This is a genomic window from Streptomyces sp. NPDC038213 (assembly GCF_055600495.1).
Genome location: NZ_JBVJYM010000001.1, coordinates 201,978 through 217,511, shown reverse-complemented (window position 1 = coordinate 217,511; position 15,534 = coordinate 201,978). Strand labels below are relative to the sequence as shown.

Sequence of the window (15,534 nt, the reverse complement as noted above, 5' to 3'; positions counted from 1 at the left end):
GGAGCCGCTCAATTCCCCGTCGCAAGGACGAGATTTCATGAAGCAGTCAGCTGCCAAGACCCTCGGTGTCGCCGCTCTCGGTGCCGCCTTCGCCGCAGCCGCCGCCGGCACCGCCTCGGCCACCCCCGCCGTGGGTGTCGCGGACGCGCTCAGCACCGTCACCGGCGTGGCCAGCGCGGCCCCGGTCGCGGACACGCTCGGCAAGGTCACCAACCAGGCCGCCCCGGCCGAGGGTCAGAGCGAGTCCTCCGACCCGGTCTCCGGTCTGCTCGGCGGCCTGCCGCTGAACGGCGGCCTGCCCACCGGTGGCCTGCCGCTCGGCGGCTGACATCGCCCCGTTCCGTACGCGGGCGCGACGGGCGCACACCCCTTCGACCGGGTGTGCGCCTTGTCGTGCGCTGTGCCAGCATCGCCCCCAACTGCCGGAACACGTACGGGCTGTGAGGTTGCGACGATCATGCTTGTGAAGGCCGCCGAGGCAAGGGCCGTGCTCGCACTGCTGGCCGCCCCCGTCCTGCTGCTCGCCGCCGGCTGCTCCGCGGACGGCGCGGCGGGCGCGAAGGCGGAGGAGGGCAAGAGCGCGCAGCAGTCCGCGGGCGCACCCCCGTCCGGGAGCGCCGCGCCGGCCCCCGGCGCCTCCGGGGCCCCCGGTCCCGGGTCCGCCGCCGGCACCCCCCTGGAGAGGGCTGCGCTCGCCCGCGGCGACCTCGACGGTTACGAGATCTCCGCCCAGGCGAAGAACCCCTCCGCCCCCGACGGCCAGCCCCAGGCGGACCGCAAGCCCTGCCAGCCGCTCGCCGACATCATGGGCGACGAGCCCGACCCCGCGGCCCGCGAGACCGTGAACCGGGGCGTGGGCTCCCGCAAGCAGGTCGGCCTCGCCGTCTCCGCCTCGGTCAGCTCGTACGCCACCCAGGACGCGCAGCGGCTGCTCGCCGGGCTGCGCGCGGCCCTCGCGGCCTGCGGGGACGGCTTCGCCGCGACCGTCGAGAAGCACACCGGCACCTACAAGGACGTCCGCACCGTCCCGTACGAGACCTCCGGCGACGAGACCGTCAGCTGGACCACCACCGCGGCGGCCGAGGGGGTCTCCGCGCCGGTGCACGTGGTCGTCGTCCGCGAGGGGGCGACGATCGTCCGGCTCATGGCCCTGAACGTGGCCTCCCGGGAGCCGGCGCTGGTCCCGAAGGAACTGGCCGACAAGCAGCTCGCCAAACTGGCGCAGAGCCGGGGCTGAGCCGGGGCTGAGCGGGGAGGGCTGGGACCTGACGGGCCCTGCCCGTCCCGGCCCGTCTCTACCAGGAGGTCTTCGCGGTCGCGGTCCGGTCCTCCGGCAGCAGCGCCCACAGCGCGATGTAGACCAGGAACTGCGGCCCCGGGAGGATGCAGGAGACCGCGAAGATCACCCGCATCGTCGCGGCGGAGATCCCGAACCGGCGCGCCAGCCCGGCGCAGACTCCGCCGATCATCCGTCCGTCACGGGGGCGAGTAAGAGCGGCGGCCATGGCTTTCTCCTTCGTCGGGTCGCTTTCTGCGATGCCTCAATACTCCCGCGGCACCGCGGACAGGACCTCGCTCCACGGGGCGATCCCGACCCTGGGAATCCTCGGGGTCGACCCCTGAGAACCCGCGGCGGAGGCAGGAGACGCCGGGGGCGCGGGGTCCGCGGCCCGGCCGCGGCGCAGCTTCGCCCGCAGCGCCGGTACGACGGCCAGGTGCGCGAGGGCGACGCCGGCGGAGTTCAGCAGCAGCGAGTCCACGTCCACCACCTGCCCCGGGATGCCCGCCTGGAGCATCTCGATGGCCAGGGACACCGCGGCGCCGACACCGGTCGTACGGACCAGGGAGGCCAGCGGGGACACGGTCAGCCGCCCGCCCGCGAGCGGCAGGAGCACCCCGAGCGGGGCCAGCAGGACCAGCGCCGAGCCGATCCGGCGGGCGGCCTCCAGGGGCCCGTACGCGAGATCGGCCCGGATCCCCTCCAGGGGGGTGAAATTGGCGGCGGCGGCCCACGGGACGTCCAGGGGCCGCAGGGTGAACCAGCCGACGAGTGCGAGATGCGCGAAGAGCAGGACGGCGCTCACGGCCCGGAGTCGTACGGCGGCGCTGCCGCCCACGTCATGACGCTGTTGCACACCACCAGGGACGCCCCGCCCGGCGGCGGCGGTTCCGGCCGCCGGTGTGACGGAGGCGACCCGGGCCGGGGTGCCGGTCACCGGGTCCGGGTCAGCGGGTGGCGAAGAGCACGATCAGGAGGACGGCTCCGGCGACGGCCGGGGCGATCAGCTCGTACGACCAGCGCACCGAGACCTCGCCCTGCGCGCCCGGCCGCGCATCGGCGACGGCCCGCTCCTGGAGCTCGGTCAGCTCCGCGATCTTCTGGTCGGCGTCCGAGCGGGTCACCGCGGGCTCGCCGGTGCCGCCGGTGGCCTGCGCCCGGGAGTTGCGGCGGTTCGCGGACTTGCGCTGGCGCAGCGAGACGGGGATCGACCACAGCTGGTACGTGCTGCCCCCGGACAGCGCCTCGGCCGAGAAACCCGCCCGCAGGGCGTCCACCCGGGCCCAGGGCAGCTCGATCGTGCGGAAGGGGTTGCGGATCCGCAGCCGGTCGTCGTTCGCGTACACGGCGGGGCGCAGGGTGTACGCGCAGACCAGGGGGGCCGCGGTCAGGAGGGCGGCCAGCGCGAACCAGGGGGTGCGGCCGGTGCCGCGGACCACGGCGTCCCCGCAGACCCACAGCAGCAGGGCCATCAGCAGCGCGCCGGAGACCAGCGAGGCGGTCGAGCGGTAGACCCGGTCGGCGTAGACCGGTTCCTCGGAGGGCTGCTGGGGGCTCGTCATGCGGACGATTCTGCCTCACGCCCTGACGGGCTCCGGGACCGGAGCCGCCCCGGTGCGTCCCGCCCCGGGCGCCGACCGCCTGCCCCCGGTCCTCCGCCCCGCCCCCTTCGCCTCAAACGCCGGCGGAGCTGGATTCCGCGGGCCCGGGCCGTCCGCGGAACCGGCCGGTATCGCCCTGATTCCGGGGCTCCGCCCCGGACCCCGCGCCTCAAGCGCCGGCGGGGCTGGATTTTGCGGGCCTGGGTGGCTTGGGGGGCTGGCCGGTGTCGCCCTGGTTTCGGGGCTCCGCCCCGGACCCCGCGCCTCAAGCGCCGGCGAGGCTGGATTTTGCCGGCCGGGATGGCATGGGGGCTGGCCGGTGTCGGCCTGGTTTCGGGGCTCCGCCCCGGACCCCGCGCCTCAAGCGCCGGCGGGGCTGGATATGCCGGCCCCTGGCGAGGCGGGTGGCTGGAAATCGCCGCGGCACTGTGTCGGCGCAGGGCAGCGAAATCAAGCCTGCGCGGCGATTGAGCGCACCGGGCGCGGAGCGCCCGGGACGGGAGGCGGGTCAGGTGGTGGGGCGGCGGCCGTGGTGGACGGCGCCTGCGCCCAGGAGGGCGAAGACCGCGAGGAGGCCGGCGCCTGCGGCCTTGGTGGTGCCGTTGCCGTCCCGGCCGGGGGCGTCGCCGGCAGCCGTGGCCGCGGAGCCGGGGCGGGCCGCCGGGTCCGCGGAGGCGGGAGGGCGTACGGTCACCACCGTCGGGGAGGACGGCGCCGGGCCCGTGACCGTGCCGTACACGGACGTCGTCGCGGTCGTGTCCGCCGCCGCGTCCGCCGCGCCGAAGACCGTGCCCGCCGCAGGCGCGAGCAGGGCGCCCGCCAGTACGGCGGTGACGAGGCTGGTCCGGACGGCGCTGCGCACTGGGTCTCCCTGAGAGGTGGGGTGTCGTACGTGCGAACGTACGGATCCCGTACGACCGGACCATGCGCCTCCCGTCACAGATGTGTCACGGCCGGCTCGGTCGAGCGCAGGGGGGTGACAGGCAGCTACGCGCGTAGATATGCTCATCTGGTGACCATGCCCACCACATCCCCCGCATTCGCTGACGTGACGACGTCCGACAGCGCACTGCGCCGCTTCCTCCACGGGCTGCCCGGCGTCGACGCCGTCGGCCTGGAGGCCCGCGCAGCCGCGCTCGGCACCCGCTCGGTCAAGACCACGTCCAAGGCCTTCGCCATCGACCTGGCCATCTCCATGATCGACCTGACGACGCTGGAAGGCGCGGACACCCCGGGCAAGGTCCGGGCGCTCGCCGCCAAGGCCGTCAACCCCGACCCGACCGACCGCACGACGCCGATGACCGCGGCCGTCTGCGTCTACCCGGACATGGTGGCCACCGCCAAGGCCGGGCTGAACGGCGCCGACGTCAAGGTCGCCTCCGTCGCCACCGCCTTCCCGGCGGGCCGCGCGGCCCTCCCGGTCAAGCTGGCCGACACCCGCGACGCCGTCGCCGCGGGCGCCGACGAGATCGACATGGTCATCGACCGTGGCGCCTTCCTCGCGGGCCGCTACCTGGAGACGTACGAGCTGATCCGCTCGGTGAAGGAGGCCTGCGTCCGCGAGGACGGCACGGCCGCCCGCCTGAAGGTCATCTTCGAGACCGGCGAGCTGTCGACGTACGACAACATCCGCCGCGCCTCCTGGATCGGCATGCTGGCCGGCGCCGACTTCATCAAGACCTCCACCGGCAAGGTCGGGGTGAACGCCACCCCGGCGAACACCCTGCTGATGCTCGAGGCCGTCCGCGACTTCAAGGCGCAGACTGGAGTCCAGGTGGGAGTGAAGCCGGCCGGCGGCATCCGGACCACCAAGGACGCGATCAAGTTCCTGGTCCTGGTCAACGAGACCGCGGGCGAGGAGTGGCTGACCAACGAGTGGTTCCGGTTCGGCGCCTCCAGCCTGCTGAACGACCTGCTCATGCAGCGCCAGAAGCTGAGCACCGGGCGTTACTCCGGTCCCGACTACGTGACGGTGGACTGATCATCATGGCTTCCCTTTTCGAGTACGCGCCGGCGCCCGAGTCCCGCTCGGTCGTCGACATCGCGCCGTCGTACGGCCTCTTCGTCGACGGCGAGTTCACCGACGCCGCCGACGGCCGGGTCTTCAAGACCGTCTCGCCCTCCTCCGAGGAGGTGCTCGCCGAGGTCGCCCAGGCCGGTGCCGCCGATGTGGACCGCGCCGTGCAGGCCGCCCGCAGGGCCTTCGAGAAGTGGTCCGCGCTGCCCGGCTCCGAGCGCGCCAAGTACCTCTTCCGCATCGCCCGGATCATCCAGGAGCGCAGCCGCGAGCTGGCCGTCCTGGAGACCCTGGACAACGGCAAGCCGATCAAGGAGACCCGCGACGCGGACCTCCCGCTGGTCGCCGCGCACTTCTTCTACTACGCGGGCTGGGCCGACAAGCTCGACCACGCGGGCTACGGCGCCGACCCGCGCCCGCTCGGCGTGGCCGGCCAGGTCATCCCGTGGAACTTCCCGCTGCTGATGCTCGCGTGGAAGATCGCCCCGGCGCTCGCCGCGGGCAACACCGTGGTCCTCAAGCCCGCCGAGACCACCCCGCTGTCGGCGCTGTTCTTCGCGGACATCTGCCGCCAGGCCGGGCTGCCCAAGGGCGTCGTCAACATCATCCCCGGGTACGGGGACGCGGGCGCGGCCCTGGTCGAGCACCCGGACGTCAACAAGGTCGCCTTCACCGGCTCGACCGCGGTCGGCAAGGCCATCGCCCGCCAGGTCGCGGGCACCGGCAAGAAGGTCACCCTGGAGCTGGGCGGCAAGGGCGCCAACATCGTCTTCGACGACGCGCCCATCGACCAGGCCGTCGAGGGCATCGTCGGCGGCATCTTCTTCAACCAGGGCCAGGTCTGCTGCGCGGGCTCGCGCCTGCTGGTCCAGGAGTCGATCCACGACGAGCTGCTCGACTCCCTCAAGCGCCGCCTGTCGACGCTGCGGCTGGGCGACCCGCTCGACAAGAACACCGACATCGGCGCGATCAACTCCGCCGAGCAGCTGGCCCGTATCACCGCCCTCGCCGAGCAGGGCGAGGCGGAGGGCGCCGAGCGCTGGTCCCCGGCCTGCGAGCTGCCCTCGTCCGGCTACTGGTTCGCCCCGACGCTGTTCACGAACGTCACCCAGGCGCACACCATCGCCCGCGACGAGATCTTCGGCCCGGTGCTGTCCGTGCTGACGTTCCGCACCCCGGACGAGGCCGTCGCCAAGGCCAACAACAGCCAGTACGGCCTGTCGGCCGGCATCTGGACGGAGAAGGGCTCCCGCATCCTCGCGGTCGCCTCCAAGCTCCGCGCCGGCGTCGTCTGGGCCAACACGTTCAACAAGTTCGACCCGACCTCGCCCTTCGGCGGCTACAAGGAGTCGGGCTTCGGCCGTGAGGGCGGCCGCCACGGTCTGGAGGCCTACCTCGATGTCTGAGTCGACCAACCGCCTGAACGTCTTCAAGACCTACAAGCTGTACGTCGGGGGCAAGTTCCCCCGCTCCGAGAGCGGCCGGGTGTACGAGGTGAGCGACTCCAAGGGCAAGTGGCTGGCCAACGCCCCGCTGTCCTCACGCAAGGACGCCCGCGACGCCGTCGTGGCGGCCCGCAAGGCCTTCGGCGGCTGGTCCGGCGCGACCGCGTACAACCGCGGCCAGGTCCTCTACCGCATCGCCGAGATGCTGGAGGGCCGCCGCGAGCAGTTCGTCCGCGAGGTCGGCGAGGCCGAGGGCCTGTCCAAGTCCAAGGCGGCCGCCGTCGTGGACGCGGCCATCGACCGCTGGGTCTGGTACGCGGGCTGGACGGACAAGATCGCCCAGGTCGCGGGCGGGGCCAACCCGGTCGCGGGCCCGTTCTTCAACCTGTCCACCCCGGAGCCGACGGGCGTCGTCACCGTCGTCGCCCCGCAGGACTCGTCCTTCCTGGGCCTGGTCTCGGTGATCGCCCCGGTGATCGCCACGGGCAACACCGCGGTCGTCATCGCCAGCGAGCGGGCCCCGCTGCCCGCGCTGTCCCTGGGCGAGGTGCTGGCCACCTCCGACCTGCCGGGCGGCGTGGTCAACATCCTCTCCGGCAAGGCTGCGGAAATGGGCCCGCACCTCGCGGCCCACCAGGACGTCAACGCGATCGACCTGGCCGGCGCCGGCGCGGACCTGGCCAGGGAGCTGGAGATCGCCGCGGCCGACAACCTCAAGCGGGTCCTGCGTCCACAGCCTGTGGACGACTGGAGCGCCGACCCGGGCACCCACCGCATGACGGCGTTCCTGGAGACGAAGACCGTCTGGCACCCCACGGGCTCCCTGGGCGCCTCCGGCTCCTCCTACTGAGCCCGCCCCGGACCCGCCGTCCGGGCACACCGAGCCCCCGGCCGTACGCCACCGCACCGCGTACGACCGGGGGCTCCGCCCTGCCCCTACTGCGGAAGCTTCGGCAGCAGCGGGGCGACCAGGGAGACGCCCGGCAGCTCCGCGACCCTCGGGCCGCGGGTCACGGTGTCCGTGACGGCGGTGGTGCTCACCGACGGCAGGTCCGACACCTTCGTCGCCACCCCGTTGTCCAGCGGGTCCACGCCCGTATTGGCCAGCGGGTACGGGTGCAGGTTCTGTACGGGCCCCAGGGCGCCGCCCAGGGCGTGCGGGATGGAGACCTCGCCCGCCTGCGCCCCCGAGGCGGCCGCGGCCAGGGCGGCCCCCGCCAGCGTGGCCGTCAGGCCGGCCTTGCGCAGGACGAGGAGCGTGCGACGGGTGCTGCCGGCTGCTGAATGACGTGCCATGGGAATCCCACCTGGTCGGGTAACCGGATGGGCACGCAGCGTAGTTGACATGTGATGCTGAATACCAACGGGCGTCCCCGGGGGTCCCCTACGCGGGGTAATGCCTCACACTGGTGTTCCGTGAGCAGTTCATCTCCCCTTCCCACCCGCGTCGTCCTGCTGACGGGTCCGTCGGGTTCCGGCAAGTCCTCGCTCGCCGCCCGCAGCGGCCTGCCCGTCCTGCGCCTCGACGACTTCTACAAGGAGCAGGGCGACCCCTCCCTGCCGCGGGTCGAGGGCAGCTCCGACACCGACTGGGACTCCCCGCAGTCCTGGGACGCCGACACGGCCGTCGCGGCCGTCGCCTCCCTGTGCCGCACCGGCCGGGCCGAGGTGCCGGTGTACGACATCGCCACCAGCTCCCGCACGGGCAGCGAGACCCTGGACATCTCCGCCGCCCGCACCCCGCTGTTCATCGCGGAGGGCATCTTCGCCGCGGACATCGCCGCCCGCTGCCAGGAGCTCGGCCTGCTCGCCGACGCCCTGTGCCTGCGCGGCCGGCCGTCCACGACCTTCCGCCGCCGCCTGCTGCGCGACCTGCGCGAGGGCCGCAAGTCCGTGTTCGTCCTGGTCCGCCGCGGCTGGCGGCTGATGCGGGCCGAGCGCGGCATCGTGGCCCGGCACACCGCCCTGGGCGCGTACCCCTGCGCCCGCGACGAGGCCCTCGGCCGGCTGGCCGCCGCGGCCGCCGGCCGCCACCGCGCCCCCGCCCCCTCCCGCGAGGCCGCCGCGGCCTGAGCCGCGGCCACCGGGCACGCGAAAGCGGGACCAGACGGACCCCCGGCCGTCTGATCCCGCTTCCTTCCCCCATGGCCCCCGTCCCACCCCCGCAGGACGGGCCCCCTTGGCCCTGTTGGTCAAGGCCGGCCGCGTGTGCGACTACGCGACCAGCTCGCCGAAGGAGTCCGCCCCGGTCTCGCCGAAGCTCAGGGACTCGTCGTCGCGCAGCCGGCGCAGCGAACGCCAGATGCTCGACTTCACCGTGCCGACGCTGATGTCCAGGATGTCGGCGATCTCGGGGTCGGTGCGACCCTCGTAGTAGCGGAGCACCAGCATCGTGCGCTGCGGCTCGGGCAGCTTCGCCAGCGCCTGCCACAGCACCGCGCGCAGCTCGGTGCCGCGCATCGCGTCCGTCTCGCCGACCGTCTCCGGCAGCTCCTCGGTCGGGTACTCGTTCAGCTTGCGCCGGCGCCAGGCGCTGATGTGCAGATTGGTCATCGTGCGGCGCAGGTAGCCGCCCACGGCCGCCTTGTCGCTGATCCGGTCCCAGGCACGGTACGTGGAGAACAGCGCGCTCTGGAGCAGGTCCTCGGCCTCGTACCGGTCACCGGTCAGGTGGTACGCCGTGGCGAACAGCGAGGCGCGGCGCTCCCGGACGTACGCGGTGAACTCCGCCTCCGAGGCGGCCGACGGGCCCGCCGGAGCGGACTCCGGGAGGGCGGCGGGCGTGCGCTGGGCGGGAACGGTGTACGCGGCGGCGTCCACGGCCACCAGGTGCGCGGCCCGCGCCCGGGCGACGGTGGTGCTGCGGACGCCCGCGTGGCGGTTCATCTCGTGCAGCCGCGTGACAACCGCGCTGGTGCTGGTGCTGTGCAGCGTGTTCATCTCGCGCCCCCCGTCGTGGAGTGTGGTGTTGCCGTTGTGAAGAAGACTGCCCGCCGCACTTAACCGGGGTGTCCGCCGACTGTCACAGCCCTGTCACAGCGGCCTGTGGCAACGGGACGGGCCCGCGCCGGTCCCCGCCGGGCCGGGCATGGGACAGAATGTGCGCGTGCCTTTCCTGTTGCTGATCGAGGACGACGACGCCATCCGTACGGCGCTCGAACTCTCCCTGTCCCGCCAGGGCCACCGTGTGGCCGCGGCGGCATCGGGCGAGGACGGGCTCAAGCTGCTCAAGGAACAGCGCCCGGACCTGATCGTGCTGGACGTGATGCTGCCCGGCATCGACGGCTTCGAGGTGTGCCGCCGCATCCGCCGCACCGACCAGCTGCCGATCATCCTGCTGACCGCGCGCAGCGACGACATCGACGTGGTCGTCGGCCTGGAGTCCGGCGCCGACGACTACGTGGTCAAGCCCGTCCAGGGCCGGGTCCTGGACGCCCGCATCCGGGCCGTGCTGCGCCGCGGGGAGCGCGAGGCCAGCGATTCCGCGACCTTCGGCTCCCTGGTCATCGACCGCTCGGCCATGACGGTCACCAAGAACGGCGAGGACCTCCAGCTCACCCCGACCGAGCTGCGCCTGCTGCTGGAGCTCAGCCGCCGGCCCGGCCAGGCCCTGTCGCGCCAGCAGCTGCTGCGGCTGGTGTGGGAGCACGACTACCTCGGTGACTCGCGGCTCGTGGACGCCTGCGTCCAGCGGCTGCGCGCGAAGGTCGAGGACGTGCCCTCCTCGCCGACCCTGATCCGCACCGTGCGCGGCGTCGGCTACCGCCTGGACTCCCCGCAGTGAGGCGTTCGCACCCCGGTGGCCGGCGCTGGACCAGCCTGCGGCTGCGCCTCATAGTCGTCTTCGGCCTGGTCGCGCTGACCGCGGCGGTCTCCGCCTCGGGGATCGCGTACTGGCTCAACCGGGAGGCCGTGCTCAGCCGCACCCAGGACGCGGCGCTGCGGGACTTCCGGCAGGAGATGCAGAACCGGGCCGCGGCCCTGCCCGGCGACCCGACCCCCGAGGAGCTCCAGCGCACCGCCGAGCTGATGGCGGGCAGCAGCCCCGGGTACAGCGTGCTGCTCGTGGACGAGAAGCCGGACGGCCGCACGGTCTTCGGCTCCGACGGGCCGGGCGCCTTCAAGCTGTCCGACGTGCCGCAGTCCCTCCAGCGGGCCGTCAACGACCGGCAGAAGGTCACCGCGGCCAACGACTCCGAGTACCACGTGTACTGGCAGCGCACGAAGCCCGGCGGCGAGCCGTACCTCGTGGGCGGCACCCGGATCGTCGGCGGCGGGCCCACCGGCTACATGTACAAGTCCCTGGCCACCGAGCGGGACGACCTCAACGCCCTGGCCTGGTCGCTGTGCATCGCCACCGCGCTCGCGCTGCTGGGCTCGGCGCTGCTCGCGCAGGCCGCGGCCACCACGGTGCTGCGGCCCGTACAGCGGCTCGGGGAGGCCGCGCGGCGGCTCGGGGAGGGCAAGCTCGACACCCGCCTCGACGTATCGGGTACGGACGAACTGGCCGACCTCTCCCACACGTTCAACATGACGGCCGAGGCGCTGGAGAAGAAGGTCGCGGACATGAGCGCCCGCGAGGAGTCCAGCCGCCGCTTCGTCGCCGACATGTCGCACGAGCTGCGGACCCCGCTGACCGCGCTGACCGCGGTCACGGAGGTGCTGGAGGAGGAGATCGACGGGCTGGACCCGATGATCGCCCCGGCGGTGGAGCTGGTCGTCAGCGAGACCCGCCGGCTCAACAACCTCGTCGAGAACCTGATGGAGGTCACCCGCTTCGACGCGGGGACCGCCCGGCTGGTCCTCGACGACGTGGACGTCGCCGACCAGGTCACGGCCTGCATCGACGCCCGCGCCTGGCTCGACGCCGTCGAACTGGACGCCGAGCGCGGGATCGTGGCCCGCCTCGACCCGCGCCGACTCGACGTCATCCTCGCCAACCTCATCGGCAACGCCCTCAAGCACGGCGGCTCGCCGGTGCGGGTCTCCGTGCGCACGGAGGGCCCGACGCTGGTCCTCGCGGTCAAGGACAACGGCCCCGGCATCCCCGAGGAGGTCCTGCCGCACGTCTTCGACCGGTTCTACAAGGCCAGCGCCTCCCGGCCGAAGTCGGACGGCAGCGGCCTGGGCCTGTCCATCGCTATGGAGAACGCGCACATCCACGGCGGGGACATCACCGCCGAGAACTCCCCGGAGGGCGGGGCGCTGTTCACCCTGCGCCTGCCCACCGACCTCACCGCCGAGGAGACCAGCGCGTGAACCCGGCCGGCGGGCTGCGGCGGCTGGCCGCCGCCGCCCTGATCGCACCCCTCGCAGCGGCCCTGTCGGCCGGCTGCGGAATCCGGGCGACCACCGTTCCCGTGGACGTGGGCCCGGCCCCCTCGCGGGTGTCCTGCGATACGCCGGACAAGCCGTCGCCGGACCTCGTGGAGGGCTTCCGGGCCACCGTCGAGATGGTGTGCGGCTCCGAACTCGTCGGGGTGGAGCGGATCGTGCCGCTGTCGGAGAAGCGGCCCGCCGGACAGCAGCGGACCGCGGTCGCGCAGGCCCTCCTCGACGCCCTGGCCCGGCCGCTGCCGCAGGCCGAGCGGGACGCGGGCTTCTCCTCCGTGGTCCCCGACGACCTCGACGTGTCCCGGCCGCGGCCCCGGGACCCGGCCGGCACGCTGCGGCTGAGCCGCAAGCCGGAGGACCTGCCGCCGCTGGCGCTCGCACAGACCGTGTGCACCCTCGCCGGGAGCGCCGCGGTCACCCCGGCGGGGCCGGCGGGCCCGGTGGTGCTGGGCGGCCCGGACGCGGACCCGCCGCGGGCCTGGGAGTGCACGGACGCCGTCCGCAACCGCCCCGAGGCCGTCCCGACCCTCGGGGAGATCGTCCGGGTCACGCCCACCCCCTCGCCGGCGGCCTCCTGAGGCTCCCGTACGGCCTGCCGCGGGCCCGGGGCGGTTCCCGTACGGGCTCCCCGGCGCGGCGGCGGGGTCCTCAGGCCGGAGCCCCCGCAGCCCCGCGGTGAGGGTCAGTTGGCGGCGTAGACGCGGACGGCGAACTCGGCGATGTCCTCGTCGCTGAGGTTCTTCGCGAGGTTCGCCTCGGTGATCATGCCGATCAGGCGGTGGCCGTTGACCACGTCGATCACCGGGAGCCGCTTGATCTGGTGGACCTCCATCGTGTCCACGGCCTCGCGCGCGGGGGCCTCGGCGTCCACCCAGTGCAGGGTGCCGCCCAGCGACCCGGCCTCCACCGCGGCCGGGTCCATGCCCTCCGCGCAGCACTTCACCACGATGTCGCGGTCGGTGACCATGCCCTTCAGGCGCTCGTCGTCACCGCAGATCGGCAGACAGCCCACGCCCAGGTCGCGCATCATGCGCGCGGCCTCCAGCAGGGACTGGTGCTCGCCCACGCACTGCACCCCGGCGGTCATCATGTCCCGGGCCCGCATGTCCTTGGTCATGGCCCTGCCTCCGTCCGTGCGGCGCTCACCGCGCCCGTGAACCGGCCCCCAGACCCCCCTAACGAGGACACCACGGGAAGGGCCCCCGGACCACTCGGTCCGGGGGCCCTCGGGGAGGCCGGTGCGCCGCGGGCCGGGGGTCAGATCCCCGCGGCGGCGGCCAGGTCCTTCTTCACCGCGTCCAGGACCTCCTGGCCGCGGGCCCGCGCGGACGCGAGCTCCGAGGCGTGCGCCACCGGGACCACGACCTCCAGGTAGCACTTGAGCTTGGGCTCGGTGCCGCTCGGGCGGACGATCACCCGGGCCTTGAAGTCGCCGTCCAGGTAGTAGCGCAGCCCGTCGGTGGGCGGCAGGGCCGGGGTGCCCTCGGAGAGGTCCTCGGCCGAGACCACGCGCAGGCCCGCCAGCGAGACCGGCGGCTGCTCGCGCAGCGCCCGCATCGCGTCGGCGATCACGGACAGGTCCTGCACCCGGACCGACAGCTGGTCGGTGGCGTGCAGGCCGTGGGCCATCGCCAGGTCGTCCAGCAGGTCGGTGAGGGTGCGGCCCTGCTCCTTGAGCTCGGAGGCCAGCTCGGCCACCAGCAGGGCGGCGGTGACCCCGTCCTTGTCGCGGACGCCCTCGGGGTCCACGCAGTAGCCGAGGGCCTCCTCGTAGCCGTAGCGCAGGCCCTCGACGCGGGCGATCCACTTGAAGCCCGTCAGGGTCTCCTCGTAGCCCAGCCCGGCCGCCTCGGCGATCCGGCCCAGCAGCGAGGAGGACACGATCGACTCCGCGAACACCCCGGAGACGCCCTTGTGGACCAGGTGCGCGGCCAGCAGGGCGCCCACCTCGTCCCCGCGCAGCATCCGCCAGCCGCCCGCCGCGGAGTCGTCCGGGACGGCCACGGCGCAGCGGTCCGCGTCGGGGTCGTTCGCGATCACGATGTCCGGGGCGGCCTCGGCGGCCTTCGCGAAGGCCAGGTCCATGGCCCCCGGCTCCTCCGGGTTCGGGAACGCGACCGTCGGGAAGGCCGGGTCCGGCTCGGCCTGCTCGGCCACCAGCACCGGCTCGGGGAACCCGGCCCGCGCGAAGGCGGCCAGGACCACGTCCTTGCCGACGCCGTGCATGGCCGTGTAGACGGTCCGCACCCCGCGCGGGGACCCGGCGGTCAGGACGGCGTCCGTACGCGCCAGGTAGGCCTCCAGGACCTCGTCGCCGAGCTCCTGCCAGCCCTCGGACGGGCGCGGTACGCCGGCCAGGTCGCCCACCGCCGCGATCTGCGCCGCGATCTTCGCGTCCACGGGGGAGACGATCTGCGAGCCGTCGCCCAGGTAGACCTTGTAGCCGTTGTCCCGGGGCGGGTTGTGGCTGGCCGTGACCTCCACGCCCGCGACGGCGCCCAGGTGCCTTATCGCGAAGGCGAGGACGGGCGTGGGCAGGGGGCGCGGCAGGACGGCGGCGCGCAGCCCGGCGCCGGTCATGACGGCGGCCGTGTCGCGGGCGAAGTCCGCCGACTTGTAGCGCGCGTCGTACCCGACCACGACGAGCCCGCCCCCGTGGCCCTCGGCCCTGAGGTGGGCCGCGAGGCCGGCCGCGGCGCGGATGACCACGGAGCGGTTCATCCGCATCGGGCCCGCGCCCAGCTCGCCGCGCAGTCCGGCGGTGCCGAACTGGAGCGTGCCCGAGAAGCGGTCCGCGAGCTCCGTCCCGGCCGCGGCGTCGCCCGCGTCCGCGGACGCGATGAGCGCGGCGAGCTCGGCCGCGGTCTCCGCGTCCGGGTCCTCGGCCCGCCAGGCCTCGGCGCGTGCGATCAGATCGTCCTGCACTGGTTCCCCTTCCGTACGGGTGGTCCCACTGGTCTTGCCGGTCCCGCTCAGATCCGGTCGAGGACCCGGGTCAGCAGCTCGCCCATGCGGGCGGCGGAGTCGCGGCCCGCCTGCAGGACCTCTTCGTGGTTCAGCGGCTCGCCGGACAGGCCCGCGGCCAGGTTGGTGACCAGGGAGATGCCCAGGACCTCGGCGCCGGCCTCGCGGGCCGCGATGGCCTCCAGGACCGTGGACATGCCGACCAGGTCGGCGCCCATGACGCGGATCATGTTGATCTCGGCCGGGGTCTCGTAGTGGGGGCCGGGGAACTGCACGTAGACGCCCTCTTCGAGGGTCTCGTCGATCTCCTTGCACATCGCGCGCAGCCGCGGCGAGTACAGGTCGGTGAGGTCCACGAAGTTCGCGCCGACGATCGGCGAGGTGGCCGTGAGGTTGATGTGGTCGCTGATCAGGACCGGCTGGCCGGGGCGCATGCCCTCGCGGAGGCCGCCGCAGCCGTTGGTCAGCACGACGGTCTTGCAGCCGGCCGCGACGGCGGTGCGCACGCCGTGGGCGACGGCGGCGACGCCGCGGCCCTCGTAGTAGTGCGTGCGGCCGAGGAAGACCAGGGCGCGCTTGTCGCCGATCTTGTACGAGCGGACCTTGCCGCCGTGGCCCTGGACGGCCGCGGGCGGGAAGCCGGGGAGGTCGGTGATGAGGAACTCGGCCTCGGGGGCGCCGAGGGCCTCGGCGGCGGGGGCCCAGCCGGAGCCCATCACGAGCGCGACGTCGTGGGTTTCGGCGCCGGTGAGCTCACGCAGGCGGGCCGCGGCGGCAGCGGCGGAGGCGTGGGGGTCGGTAGCAGATGCGTTCACGCGGATGAGGGTAACCGCTCGAGTCCTACGCGCGTAGATGACCAGGCTTACGTACTTCAGATCGTTGCGTTGTCGTTTC

Annotated in this window: 18 protein-coding genes; 9 read left to right on the top strand and 9 right to left on the bottom strand. The window is 73.8% G+C overall.

All coding sequences use genetic code 11. The features are described from left to right. Positions 1–37 precede the first annotated feature (37 nt). Both ACZ7JZ_RS01015 and ACZ7JZ_RS01010 read left to right on the top strand, forming a co-directional pair. Entirely contained in the window at positions 38–328 is a 291-nt protein-coding gene (locus ACZ7JZ_RS01015; protein ID WP_470931827.1) for a hypothetical protein, read from the top strand. Between the two features lie 129 nt (positions 329–457). Then, complete coding sequence (locus ACZ7JZ_RS01010; RefSeq protein WP_470931825.1) at positions 458–1,237, top strand: hypothetical protein; 780 nt, start codon at positions 458–460, stop codon at positions 1,235–1,237. A gap of 58 nt (positions 1,238–1,295) precedes the next feature. On the opposite strand, the gene ACZ7JZ_RS01005 is transcribed toward ACZ7JZ_RS01010, so the two are convergent. The 4 genes from ACZ7JZ_RS01005 to ACZ7JZ_RS00990 form a co-directional block, all read right to left on the bottom strand. After that, on the bottom strand, positions 1,296–1,505 hold the full coding sequence (locus tag ACZ7JZ_RS01005) for a PspC domain-containing protein (RefSeq protein WP_470931823.1): 210 nt from the start codon (positions 1,503–1,505) through the stop codon (positions 1,296–1,298). A 36-nt stretch (positions 1,506–1,541) separates the two neighbouring features. Next, positions 1,542–2,135, bottom strand: coding sequence for a VanZ family protein (locus ACZ7JZ_RS01000; protein WP_470931821.1), 594 nt, complete (start codon positions 2,133–2,135; stop codon positions 1,542–1,544). A 91-nt stretch (positions 2,136–2,226) separates the two neighbouring features. Further along, positions 2,227–2,841 carry a PH domain-containing protein gene (locus tag ACZ7JZ_RS00995; protein WP_470931819.1) on the bottom strand — a complete coding sequence of 205 codons (615 nt, stop codon included), beginning with the start codon at positions 2,839–2,841 and terminating at the stop codon, positions 2,227–2,229. A 547-nt stretch (positions 2,842–3,388) separates the two neighbouring features. Further along, entirely contained in the window at positions 3,389–3,742 is a 354-nt protein-coding gene (locus ACZ7JZ_RS00990) for a hypothetical protein (RefSeq protein WP_470931817.1), read from the bottom strand. A gap of 150 nt (positions 3,743–3,892) precedes the next feature. On the opposite strand from ACZ7JZ_RS00990, the gene deoC reads away from it, so the two are divergent. From deoC to ACZ7JZ_RS00975, 3 genes are read left to right on the top strand one after another with little or no spacing between them, the layout of a single operon-like run. Beyond that, positions 3,893–4,861: a deoxyribose-phosphate aldolase gene (gene deoC, locus ACZ7JZ_RS00985; RefSeq protein WP_470931815.1), complete on the top strand. Its 969-nt coding sequence runs from the start codon at positions 3,893–3,895 to the stop codon at positions 4,859–4,861. Positions 4,862–4,866: 5 nt separating this feature from the next. After that, complete coding sequence (locus ACZ7JZ_RS00980; protein WP_470931813.1) at positions 4,867–6,303, top strand: aldehyde dehydrogenase family protein; 1,437 nt, start codon at positions 4,867–4,869, stop codon at positions 6,301–6,303. Then, a complete protein-coding gene (locus ACZ7JZ_RS00975) occupies positions 6,296–7,192 on the top strand; it encodes an aldehyde dehydrogenase family protein (protein WP_470931811.1) in 897 nt (298 codons plus the stop codon). The genes ACZ7JZ_RS00980 and ACZ7JZ_RS00975 overlap by 8 nt, the downstream gene beginning before the upstream one ends. 86 nt (positions 7,193–7,278) lie before the next feature. Here the strand turns inward: ACZ7JZ_RS00975 and ACZ7JZ_RS00970 are convergent, their stop codons facing one another. Further along, on the bottom strand, positions 7,279–7,638 hold the full coding sequence (locus ACZ7JZ_RS00970; protein ID WP_470931809.1) for a hypothetical protein: 360 nt from the start codon (positions 7,636–7,638) through the stop codon (positions 7,279–7,281). Positions 7,639–7,692: 54 nt separating this feature from the next. Between ACZ7JZ_RS00970 and ACZ7JZ_RS00965 the strand changes: the two genes are divergently transcribed. Continuing rightward, positions 7,693–8,415: a uridine kinase gene (locus tag ACZ7JZ_RS00965; RefSeq protein ID WP_470931807.1), complete on the top strand. Its 723-nt coding sequence runs from the start codon at positions 7,693–7,695 to the stop codon at positions 8,413–8,415. A 141-nt stretch (positions 8,416–8,556) separates the two neighbouring features. On the opposite strand, the gene ACZ7JZ_RS00960 is transcribed toward ACZ7JZ_RS00965, so the two are convergent. Beyond that, the gene (locus ACZ7JZ_RS00960) at positions 8,557–9,282 is read right to left on the bottom strand and encodes a SigE family RNA polymerase sigma factor (RefSeq protein ID WP_470931805.1); all 726 of its coding nucleotides are present in this window, start codon (positions 9,280–9,282) and stop codon (positions 8,557–8,559) included. A 166-nt stretch (positions 9,283–9,448) separates the two neighbouring features. Between ACZ7JZ_RS00960 and afsQ1 the strand changes: the two genes are divergently transcribed. From afsQ1 to ACZ7JZ_RS00945, 3 genes are read left to right on the top strand one after another with little or no spacing between them, the layout of a single operon-like run. Continuing rightward, positions 9,449–10,126: a two-component system response regulator AfsQ1 gene (gene afsQ1 / locus ACZ7JZ_RS00955; RefSeq protein WP_470931803.1), complete on the top strand. Its 678-nt coding sequence runs from the start codon at positions 9,449–9,451 to the stop codon at positions 10,124–10,126. After that, positions 10,123–11,601 (top strand): sensor histidine kinase, encoded by a 1,479-nt coding sequence (locus tag ACZ7JZ_RS00950; RefSeq protein ID WP_470931801.1) that lies wholly within the window; start codon positions 10,123–10,125, stop codon positions 11,599–11,601. The genes afsQ1 and ACZ7JZ_RS00950 overlap by 4 nt, the downstream gene beginning before the upstream one ends. Next, positions 11,598–12,254, top strand: a complete 657-nt coding sequence (locus tag ACZ7JZ_RS00945) for a hypothetical protein (protein WP_470931799.1) — start codon at positions 11,598–11,600, stop codon at positions 12,252–12,254. Before ACZ7JZ_RS00950 ends, ACZ7JZ_RS00945 begins: the two co-directional genes overlap by 4 nt. A 104-nt stretch (positions 12,255–12,358) precedes the next feature. On the opposite strand, the gene ACZ7JZ_RS00940 is transcribed toward ACZ7JZ_RS00945, so the two are convergent. The 3 genes from ACZ7JZ_RS00940 to ACZ7JZ_RS00930 form a co-directional block, all read right to left on the bottom strand. Next, a complete protein-coding gene (locus ACZ7JZ_RS00940) occupies positions 12,359–12,793 on the bottom strand; it encodes a CBS domain-containing protein (protein ID WP_470931797.1) in 435 nt (144 codons plus the stop codon). 140 nt (positions 12,794–12,933) lie between these two features. Further along, a complete protein-coding gene (locus ACZ7JZ_RS00935) occupies positions 12,934–14,601 on the bottom strand; it encodes a phospho-sugar mutase (RefSeq protein ID WP_470931795.1) in 1,668 nt (555 codons plus the stop codon). A 47-nt stretch (positions 14,602–14,648) separates the two neighbouring features. Further along, positions 14,649–15,455, bottom strand: a complete 807-nt coding sequence (locus ACZ7JZ_RS00930) for a purine-nucleoside phosphorylase (RefSeq protein ID WP_470931793.1) — start codon at positions 15,453–15,455, stop codon at positions 14,649–14,651. Positions 15,456–15,534: the final 79 nt, after the last annotated feature.

Bases quoted from the DNA above. Each gene is read 5' to 3' on its own strand.
- ACZ7JZ_RS00940 (WP_470931797.1), bottom strand. From the start codon at position 12,793: ATGACCAAGGACATGCGGGCCCGGGACATGATGACCGCCGGGGTGCAG.
- ACZ7JZ_RS00965 (WP_470931807.1), top strand. From the start codon at position 7,693: ATGCTGAATACCAACGGGCGTCCCCGGGGGTCCCCTACGCGGGGTAAT.
- ACZ7JZ_RS00995 (WP_470931819.1), bottom strand. From the start codon at position 2,841: ATGACGAGCCCCCAGCAGCCCTCCGAGGAACCGGTCTACGCCGACCGG.
- ACZ7JZ_RS00980 (WP_470931813.1), top strand. From the start codon at position 4,867: ATGGCTTCCCTTTTCGAGTACGCGCCGGCGCCCGAGTCCCGCTCGGTC.
- ACZ7JZ_RS01010 (WP_470931825.1), top strand. From the start codon at position 458: ATGCTTGTGAAGGCCGCCGAGGCAAGGGCCGTGCTCGCACTGCTGGCC.
- ACZ7JZ_RS01005 (WP_470931823.1), bottom strand. From the start codon at position 1,505: ATGGCCGCCGCTCTTACTCGCCCCCGTGACGGACGGATGATCGGCGGA.
- ACZ7JZ_RS00975 (WP_470931811.1), top strand. From the start codon at position 6,296: ATGTCTGAGTCGACCAACCGCCTGAACGTCTTCAAGACCTACAAGCTG.
- ACZ7JZ_RS01015 (WP_470931827.1), top strand. From the start codon at position 38: ATGAAGCAGTCAGCTGCCAAGACCCTCGGTGTCGCCGCTCTCGGTGCC.
- ACZ7JZ_RS00960 (WP_470931805.1), bottom strand. From the start codon at position 9,282: ATGAACACGCTGCACAGCACCAGCACCAGCGCGGTTGTCACGCGGCTG.
- ACZ7JZ_RS00970 (WP_470931809.1), bottom strand. From the start codon at position 7,638: ATGGCACGTCATTCAGCAGCCGGCAGCACCCGTCGCACGCTCCTCGTC.